Raw genomic sequence first — 7,438 nt, 5'->3', positions numbered from 1 at the left:
GCTTAACGCAGATCGTATTAGTTTTCGATTCTAATCCGTATTAGATTGAATTAAACGTAGATACGCAGCCAAGTAAGTAGTCACTTACTTGGTTGTGCAAATCGGTGTGTTCTGGGAATTTATTTTTCTAATAGCTGTCCAGTAAATACACCGCTTTAATCATTGGAGCTAATATGTCTTTTGACAGTTCATCACTTGTGGTCAAACTCGAAAATATCAGCTTTCGTTGGAAGCCTGAATTACCCCCAACGCTAGAGATCCCCTCACTGCATATCCAAGCCCAAGAGCACCTTTTCATCAAAGGGCCTAGTGGTTGCGGGAAATCAACATTGTTAGGGTTACTGACCGGAATCAACCAAGCTGAACAAGGCGAAGTATCTATCCTTGGCCAAGACCTCACACAGCTAACACCTCGTCAGAGGGACAAGTTCAGAGCCGATCATATTGGCTATATATTCCAACAATTTAATCTGCTTCCTTACTTGTCAGTGATCGACAACGTGACGCTTCCTTGTCAGTTTTCTAAGATTCGTAAGCAGCAAGTCACTGAAAGTCAGAACAGCCTGCAAGCAACCGCTCAAGAGTTGTTGCTCAGATTAAAGCTACCTCAAGCTCTAATGGACAAGCCTGTTACCGAATTGAGCATTGGTCAACAACAACGTGTTGCTGCCGCTCGTGCTTTGATCGGCCAACCGAAAATCATTATTGCCGACGAGCCAACCTCGGCTCTGGATCATGACAACCGAGAAGCCTTCATCGAATTGTTACTAGAGCAAGCAAATCAAGCCGGGTCTACTCTGATATTTGTCAGTCACGATCCAACATTAGAAACGCTATTCACTCGAACCATAGATTTAAAAACCGTTAACCAAGCTAAGGTTGTCGTATGAAAGTAATTACTCACTTAGCCCTAAAAAGCGTACTCAACCGTAAAGCCACCGCTATTCTGACGATTCTCACCGTGGCAGTGTCAGTGATTCTATTACTCGGTGTTGAACGTGTAAGAACCGAAGCAAAAAGCAGTTTTGCTAATACGATTTCAGGTACCGACCTTATTGTTGGTGGCCGCTCTGGTCAGGTAAACCTACTGCTTTATTCGGTATTTAGAATTGGTAATGCAACCAACAACATCGACTGGAAAAGCTATCAAGAATTTAGCCAGCATAATGCTGTAAAGTGGGCGATACCCATCTCATTGGGAGATTCACATAAAGGCTTTCGTGTAATGGGCACGAACCATAGTTACTTTGATAATTATCGCTATGGAAGTAAGCAACCACTTACTTTTCAGCAAGGTAAAGAGTTTAATCAGCTATTTGATGTCGTGATTGGTGCCGATGTCGCGAAGAAGTTAGATTACAAGATTGGTGATCACATCATTCTGGCGCACGGTATCAGTGATGTCGCCTTCAGTCGCCACGACAACCTGCCTTTCACCATTGTAGGAATACTCGCGCCAACCGGCACACCAGTAGATAAAACGGTGCATGTCTCGTTAGAGGCCATTGAAGCGATTCACGTTGGTTGGGAATCGGGGGCTAACCTAGGCCACACACCGAATGCTGAAGCGCTAAAGCAACGTGACTTCCAACCAAAGCAGATTACCGCGATGATGGTTGGCCTTAAATCGAAGATCCAAACCTTTGCACTGCAACGAGAAATCAATAACTACCGCCAAGAACCTTTGAGCGCCATTATGCCAGGCATTGCGCTTCACGAATTATGGGGAATGATGGCCGTAGCAGAGCAAGCACTACTGATTGTTTCAGGGTTTGTGGTAATCGCGGGACTGCTAGGGATGCTGAGTAGTCTACTCACTAGCTTGCAAGAAAGACGTCGAGAGATGGCCATTCTGCGCGCGATGGGAGCAAGGCCTCGTCATGTGTTCGGTTTACTGATCAGTGAAGCAAGTGCCCTAACCTTCCTCGGTATCACATTGGGTGTTGCCGTGTTGTTTGCGCTAATCGCAGTAGTTGCTCCTATTGTGCAACAAAGTTATGGTATCAACATATCGATATCCGCAATCACACCTCATGAGTGGAAACTGCTTATGTTGGTGCAAGTTGCCGGAATCATTATTGGCTTTATTCCCGCTTTCAGAGCTTACCGTCAGTCATTGTCTGATGGCATGACTATCCGAATCTAAAATAGGAACCTACGATGCAACGCAAATTCCTACTGATACTTGGGTTACTTATGTTCCCATTTATCAGCACAGCTCACGCTGAAACCACTCAGACTGACGAATCGGTATTAACACTCGATTGGATTGACTTGATTCCAGAGTCAGAGCGAGCACAACTCGACTCATTTGGTATGCCTATGGTTAACCACGACAGTATGGACAAACCTCAACAATCGACACTTGGCGCTGTTCGCCCAGAGCTGAATGGCAGCACAGTCAAGATTCCTGGCTTTGTGATTCCATTGGAAGGCGATGAGAACATGATCACTGAGTTTCTGTTAGTGCCGTACTTTGGCGCATGTATCCACGTACCGCCACCGCCGCCGAACCAAATCATCTACGTGAAGTTCCCTAAAGGTGCACCAATACAGCAGCTATGGGATGTGATTTATTTAGTAGGTACACTAAAAACCGAGTCAATAAGCCACGACTTAGCTCAAACAGGTTATCTTATTGAAGGTACTGCGATTGAAGAATATGACGACATGTAGTCATTAGAAGGGTGGCTCAAGGATGAGCTGCCGTCACTGAACGAGTGAGATCATTCAATAACAGTTTAATAACGATAATTTTATTCTAAATTATGCGATGTAATTAGACAAGTACGCTAGAACAGCGACATAAGTAGCGAGTAATAACCCTATACTAAGCTGTTTCTTCAGCTTGTTATCATTGACTTGATTCATAACTCCTCCTTGAGAATTACAACAAATTTAACATTTTATTATCATTAGCAAAAGTAAAATTTTGTTGAAACCTTCAACTCTGCACGCAAAATCTAGCCACCAATAAGATAAAGAGTTACATTTTAGACAGTTATACCAATCACAATAAGTAAGTGTTCAGAAATAGCGTAGGAAAAAGGCTTGAGAACAAGGCGGAGCTTTTTGATAAGTAGTTATTCTACAATCAAAAATTCTAACGCTGTTATCGAGCGTTTTAACAAGCTAGAGCGAGCAATTATTTACTACGATTGGTATTGAGTCGTCTCCTAACGGTACTCTTATGTCAGAAACCAAACAGCCAGTGATCATTGAGCATGCTAGCGATACACAGCAAAAGCATGAGAAAAAGCCTCATATTGCCGACAGTGCAAGCAGAATGCGGCACATCGCACAAAGCTTCGGCCTCGATTCCTTAATTAGTCATAGTGCAAAGCCAAACGATAAAGCTGAGAGTACGCTTATCGAACGGGCACTATTACGAGAGAAAAAACGTAGAGAACTTCGCCAAAAGAACCTAGAACAGATTCTAAAGTTGGCACACTCTTCATGTAAGGATGAAGCGGCTGGAGACCCTGATCAGGACTGGCTATACCGTTTCTTCGATATGGCACAAGAGATCCACAATACATCGATGCAGAGGCTATGGGCTCAAGTACTGAAACGAGAAGTCACCAACCCAGGCTCGACTTCGATGAAAGCGCTGCAGATCTTAAAAGACATGACACCAAAAGAAGCGCTCACCCTGCAAAGAGCAGCGTCACTTGGTTGTAGCTTTGGTAGTGATAACAGCAGAAAACTGTTACTCGGCTTTAAATCCCATGCTGGAATCTTCAGCTTTGGTAAAAGGGACACCACCAACACCATCAATCTTGGTGGACACAACCTTCCCTACTCTAGCTTGCTCCACTTGATTGAACTCGGAATTATTCTGGGCACAGAACTAGAATCTGGAGAGATTGATTTCGATCCTGCTCTGCACTTAACTTATCAAGGTAAGGGCATGTCACTGGCACCATTATCAAAAGGGGTAAAGCTGATTTACTACCGATTCAGTCCAACAGGCAATGAGCTTTGCAACTTACTTGGCAACAAGCCTAACACGCAGTATTACGACCAGCTGATTGCGCTATTGAGCCAAAAATTTACGGTTCAAACAGAAGTTAAAAGCAGTGTGAACTACACCGTCTAGACAATCGATACTGTAAAAAATAGACGGTGTACGCTGTGAAGAGTATTGATAAGAGTGAAGAGAATCTAGAGGATAAGGTTCTTGTCTCGGAAAACCAAGGCTGCACTATTTATCCGCAGTGAATTAAGCAGATAAACAGGAGAGTAGCCTTAGTCATACCATCGATCTCAATTGGATAAAATATTACGCTTCTCTAAAGCCTCAATACACAATTCGACCAGTTCATCGAGTGTCTTTTCGCCCGCGGGTAGATCTATCTCAGGGCTCTGAGGCGCTTCGTACACTGAGCTAATACCCGTGAAGTTCGGGATTTCTCCCGCTCGTGCTTTCTTATACAGGCCTTTCGGGTCACGCTGCTCACACACCTCAAGTGGTGTGTTCACAAACACCTCAAGAAACTCCCCTTCCGGTAATAAATCACGTACCAACTGTCTCTCCGCTTGATGTGGAGAGATAAACGCTGACAACACGATCAAACCCGCATCCGCCATCAATTTAGCGAGCTCACCAATACGACGAATATTCTCTCGACGGTCTTGCTCTGAGAAGCCAAGGTCGCTACATAACCCATGACGGACATTGTCGCCATCCAATAAGTAAGTATGGTAACCAAGTTGGGCTAAGCGGTTTTCTAATGATCCAGCAACTGTTGATTTCCCAGAACCAGATAATCCAGTGAACCAGAGCACAGCTGGTTTCTGTGATTTCAGATCCGCACGAAATGTTTTATCAATCGAATGTTGATGCCACACAACATTCTCATCTTTTGGTTTGAGTACTGCGGTCATAATTAGTCCTTTAAATAAACAGCATTAAAATGGGAAAAAGTAAGGAATCAGGGTCAGCACCAAGCCCGAATAGACAATCGAGATTGGGATGCCGATACGTAGATAATCCGTGAGATGGTAATTACCTACGCTATAAACAAGTAAATTAGTTTGGTAGCCGTATGGCGAAATAAAACTGGCACTGGCACCAAATAGAACCGCCATAATGAATGGCATAGGGTCAACGCCATAGCCGATAGCCATGCTATAGCCGATTGGGAAAGAGAGTGCTGCGGCCGCATTATTGGTAACCAGTTCTGTTAGAACCAAGGTCATAAAATAGGTCGCGACTAACGCACCAAACACGCCCCAGCCATTAAAGGCTTCCATAAACATCAGCCCCATACGCTCAGACAGCCCAGATGAAATCATCAGTTGAGCAATAGACAGAGCGGAGCCAACGATCACCACAATATCAACCGGAAAACGGCGACGGAGTTCACCCAGTTGCACCACACCAAAGGCCACCAGCAACAGTAAGAAACCAGCCAGCCCTTTGATAATCGGCACGACTTCAGCAAGGGCTAGACCAATCACACTGGCAAAACCGAGCAATACAAACGTCGATTTATCGGCATCAAGCTTGGCACTCGAGTCCAAGTCATTCATCAACACAAACTCTTTGTTGTGTTGCTGGCGCTGTTCTTCAAAGCGTTTACCGGGAACCAAAATCAAGGTATCACCAGCGGTCAATGTGATATTCCCTAGCCCACCTTCAAGGCGCTCATGGCCACGACGAATAGCAACTACAACTGCATCGAAACGGTCTCTAAACTGGCTTGTTTTGAGGGTTTTATTACAGAAGCTTGCCGACGAACTCACCACCACTTCAACAAAGCTCTGGCCGTTAAGGTGATGCTGGCCAAACAGGGTCAACCCTTGAATTTCTTGTAGTGTCGCTACGCTTTCAACGTCGCCACAAAACAGCAACCGGTCACGGGCTTGAAGAATAAAATCAGGGTCAATCGAAGCCGTGGTCTTACCGTCGCGAATCACTTCGGCTAAGAACAATTTTCTCAAAGCTCTTAGATTATTTTCGCTAACACTGCGGCCAACTAACGGTGAGCCAGGTTCAACTCGCGCCTCTAGAAAGTAAGGCAGATCATCCTGCGACCCATCATCGTAGCTTGGTAAGAAGTAACTCAGAGGGATAAGAATCAAAACACCACCCACCAAGACCGCTAAACCGATCAAGGTTGGAGTGAAAAAGTTTAAGCTTGGCAGTCCAGCATCTTCAACAAAACTATTGATGATCAAATTAGTTGAAGTGCCGATCAATGTCAGGGTTCCGCCTAAAATGGCAGCGTATGACAAAGGGATAAGTAACTTAGATGGCGCGTGCTGTTGATTGCGTTTGATCGCTCCGATCAAAGAGACAACCACCGCTGTGTTATTAGTAAAAGAAGAAAGTAGCGCTGTGGAAATACCCAACTTCGCAACCACGGTACCTAGCCTACCTTCAGAGATATTGCGGCTAACCCAGCTGATTAAGCGAGTTTTCTCCAACGCACTTGATGCGAGGATCAGAAGAATTAAAGTCAGTAACGAGGAGTTAGTGAAGTTATTGGCTAGGCTCGACAAGTCGATCATACCAGCCATAAAAGCAATAAAAGCCGCGCCAGCAAAGATAAAGCTTGGCTTAATACGGGTAACGAGCAGGCAAGTAATGATGCCGAGCAAAATCGCTAATACAAATCCTTGTTGCCACATATACCCGTCCTTTATGGCGGAAACAATCGGTTTCCGCCTGATTCAATAAGCTGTTACTTGGTCGTTTATGACTTCAGTAGTTGGCTTAGATCTTTGGCATCCCAATGAGGGAAGTGCTTGCGTACCAATGCGTTGAACTCAAGTTCAAATGCAGAGAAGTTACCGACTTGCTGTTCAACAGAGTCCAAACGGTCTCGAATCAAACCAGCACCAACCGTCACATTAGTCAGGCGGTCGATAACAATGAAACCACCGGTGTCCGCACTCTCACGGTATTTATCCAGCGCGACGGTCTCGTTCAATGACCATTCACACAAACCAATACCATTCAGTGGCAACTCATCAACAGCGTGAGTCGACAGGTTGTTGATATCATATTGATGACGAACCGTTTCAACCTGACCGACGGTTTTCTTGCCTGCGATCTTGATGTCGTAAGCTTTACCCGGTTGCAGTGGTTGCTCTGTCATCCACACGATGTCTGCCAATACATGGTTGGTTGATTCAATCTGTGCATTTTCTAGCACAATCAAATCACCACGGCTGATATCGATTTCATCTTCAAGAGTCAGTGTTACCGCCAAACCCGCTTGTGCTGATTCAAGTTCACCATCAAAGGTCACAATGCTTGCCACCTTAGAGGTTTTACCTGAAGGCAACGCCTTGATTTCATCACCGACGCTGACACGACCAGAAGCCACGGTGCCGGCAAAGCCACGGAAATCTAAGTTAGGACGATTGACATACTGCACAGGGAAACGGAATTCGCCCGCAGAACGTTTTTGGTCAATGTCTACGTTCT

Annotated in this window: 7 protein-coding genes; 4 read left to right on the top strand and 3 right to left on the bottom strand. The window is 45.0% G+C overall.

Annotated elements, in window-relative coordinates; translation table 11 throughout:
* Positions 1–173 precede the first annotated feature (173 nt).
* From AB4496_RS07340 to AB4496_RS07325, 4 genes are all read left to right on the top strand, one after another.
* Entirely contained in the window at positions 174–890 is a 717-nt protein-coding gene (locus AB4496_RS07340) for an ABC transporter ATP-binding protein (RefSeq protein ID WP_102257869.1), read from the top strand.
* On the top strand, positions 887–2,146 hold the full coding sequence (locus AB4496_RS07335; RefSeq protein ID WP_017103586.1) for an ABC transporter permease: 1,260 nt from the start codon (positions 887–889) through the stop codon (positions 2,144–2,146). Before AB4496_RS07340 ends, AB4496_RS07335 begins: the two co-directional genes overlap by 4 nt.
* A gap of 14 nt (positions 2,147–2,160) precedes the next feature.
* Complete coding sequence (locus AB4496_RS07330; RefSeq protein ID WP_004735277.1) at positions 2,161–2,676, top strand: DUF3299 domain-containing protein; 516 nt, start codon at positions 2,161–2,163, stop codon at positions 2,674–2,676.
* 514 nt (positions 2,677–3,190) lie between these two features.
* Positions 3,191–4,099, top strand: a complete 909-nt coding sequence (locus tag AB4496_RS07325) for a TIGR03899 family protein (RefSeq protein WP_012604888.1) — start codon at positions 3,191–3,193, stop codon at positions 4,097–4,099.
* A 167-nt stretch (positions 4,100–4,266) separates the two neighbouring features.
* Here AB4496_RS07325 and cysC read toward each other — a convergent pair whose 3' ends face one another.
* The 3 genes from cysC to AB4496_RS07310 form a co-directional block, all read right to left on the bottom strand.
* Positions 4,267–4,887, bottom strand: coding sequence for an adenylyl-sulfate kinase (cysC, locus tag AB4496_RS07320; RefSeq protein WP_102257870.1), 621 nt, complete (start codon positions 4,885–4,887; stop codon positions 4,267–4,269).
* 24 nt (positions 4,888–4,911) lie between these two features.
* The gene (locus tag AB4496_RS07315; protein ID WP_009847766.1) at positions 4,912–6,636 is read right to left on the bottom strand and encodes an SLC13 family permease; all 1,725 of its coding nucleotides are present in this window, start codon (positions 6,634–6,636) and stop codon (positions 4,912–4,914) included.
* Positions 6,637–6,701: 65 nt separating this feature from the next.
* A partial coding sequence (locus AB4496_RS07310; RefSeq protein WP_408063566.1) for an elongation factor 1-alpha C-terminal domain-related protein occupies positions 6,702–7,438 on the bottom strand: 737 nt, incomplete at its 5' end.

Origin of the sequence: Vibrio sp. 10N.222.46.A1, from assembly GCF_041473595.1 — a bacterium.
Classification (GTDB): domain Bacteria; phylum Pseudomonadota; class Gammaproteobacteria; order Enterobacterales; family Vibrionaceae; genus Vibrio; species Vibrio tasmaniensis_A.
The sequence above is the reverse complement of the archived record's forward strand: the minus strand, read 5'-3'. Positions and strand labels throughout refer to the sequence as shown.

What these genes read in the sequence shown, in the direction of transcription:
- AB4496_RS07340 (WP_102257869.1), top strand. Translation starts at nt 174, where the DNA reads ATGTCTTTTGACAGTTCATCACTTGTGGTCAAACTCGAAAATATCAGC.
- AB4496_RS07335 (WP_017103586.1), top strand. Translation starts at nt 887, where the DNA reads ATGAAAGTAATTACTCACTTAGCCCTAAAAAGCGTACTCAACCGTAAA.
- AB4496_RS07330 (WP_004735277.1), top strand. Translation starts at nt 2,161, where the DNA reads ATGCAACGCAAATTCCTACTGATACTTGGGTTACTTATGTTCCCATTT.
- AB4496_RS07325 (WP_012604888.1), top strand. Translation starts at nt 3,191, where the DNA reads ATGTCAGAAACCAAACAGCCAGTGATCATTGAGCATGCTAGCGATACA.
- cysC (WP_102257870.1), bottom strand. Translation starts at nt 4,887, where the DNA reads ATGACCGCAGTACTCAAACCAAAAGATGAGAATGTTGTGTGGCATCAA.
- AB4496_RS07315 (WP_009847766.1), bottom strand. Translation starts at nt 6,636, where the DNA reads ATGTGGCAACAAGGATTTGTATTAGCGATTTTGCTCGGCATCATTACT.